Origin of the sequence: Acetobacterium wieringae, from assembly GCF_026646375.1 — a bacterium.
GTDB classification, from domain to species: domain Bacteria; phylum Bacillota; class Clostridia; order Eubacteriales; family Eubacteriaceae; genus Acetobacterium; species Acetobacterium wieringae_A.
Genome location: NZ_JAIPPU010000053.1, coordinates 1 through 1,202, shown reverse-complemented (window position 1 = coordinate 1,202; position 1,202 = coordinate 1). Strand labels below are relative to the sequence as shown.

At 45.2% G+C, this 1,202-nt stretch carries 1 protein-coding gene; it reads left to right on the top strand.

The genetic code is table 11. The features are described 5' to 3' along the window. The first annotated feature begins 4 nt into the window (after window positions 1–4). On the top strand, window positions 5–1,198 hold the full coding sequence (gene tuf, locus Q7P33_RS17900) for an elongation factor Tu (protein WP_070372670.1): 1,194 nt from the start codon (window positions 5–7) through the stop codon (window positions 1,196–1,198). Window positions 1,199–1,202: the final 4 nt, after the last annotated feature.

The following is a 1,202-nucleotide window of genomic DNA, read 5'->3' as shown; positions in this document are numbered from 1 at the left end:
ACAAATGGCAAAGTCAAAATTTGAAAGAAATAAGCCCCACGTAAATGTTGGAACAATTGGTCACGTTGACCACGGTAAAACAACATTAACAGCGGCCATCACATCTGTATTAAACAAGCGATTTGGAACCGGTGAAGCCGTAGCATTCGAAAACATCGATAAAGCCCCAGAAGAAAGAGAGCGTGGAATCACAATTTCTACAGCTCACGTTGAATATGAAACAGCTAACCGTCATTACGCACACGTTGACTGCCCGGGCCATGCCGATTATGTTAAGAACATGATCACTGGTGCTGCCCAAATGGATGGTGCCATCCTGGTTGTTAGTGCTGCCGATGGTCCAATGCCACAGACGCGTGAACATATCCTGTTAAGCCGTCAGGTAGGTGTACCATACATCGTTGTTTTCTTAAACAAAGTGGATATGGTCGATGACGAAGAATTACTGGAATTAGTTGAAATGGAAGTTCGTGAACTGCTTGACGAATACGAATTCCCAGGCGATGATACCCCAATCATTCCCGGATCTGCTTTAAAAGCGTTAGAAGATCCAGACGGAGAATGGGGCGACAAAATTGTTGAACTGATGACAGCCGTTGATAACTGGATCCCCGATCCAGAACGTGATACTGACAAACCATTCCTGATGCCAGTTGAAGATGTTTTCTCAATCACTGGTCGAGGAACTGTTGCAACCGGACGTATCGAACGTGGGGTTGTTAAAGTTGGTGAAGAAGTCGAAATCGTCGGTATTCACGACAGCCGTAAAACAGTAGTAACCGGGATCGAAATGTTCCGTAAATTACTCGACGAAGGTCGTTCAGGCGACAACGTAGGGGCATTGCTGCGTGGTGTTGACCGTACTCAGATCGAACGTGGTCAGGTACTGGCTAAACCAGGTTCAATCAAACCACATACCCATTATATGTCAGAAGTATATGTCTTAACCAAAGAAGAAGGTGGACGTCATACTCCATTCTTCGATGGCTACCGTCCACAGTTCTACTTCAGAACAACTGACGTAACTGGTGTCATCAAATTACCAGAAGGCGTTGAAATGGTAATGCCTGGTGATAACGTACAAATGGAAATCACTCTGATCACCCCAATCGCAATCGAAGAAGGTTTACGTTTTGCGATTCGTGAAGGTGGCCGTACTGTTGGTTCTGGTGTTGTTGCCAAAATGCTGGAAGACTAATAAC

Coding starts and splice junctions, on each gene's coding strand:
- tuf (WP_070372670.1), top strand. CDS start 5: ATGGCAAAGTCAAAATTTGAAAGAAATAAGCCCCACGTAAATGTTGGA.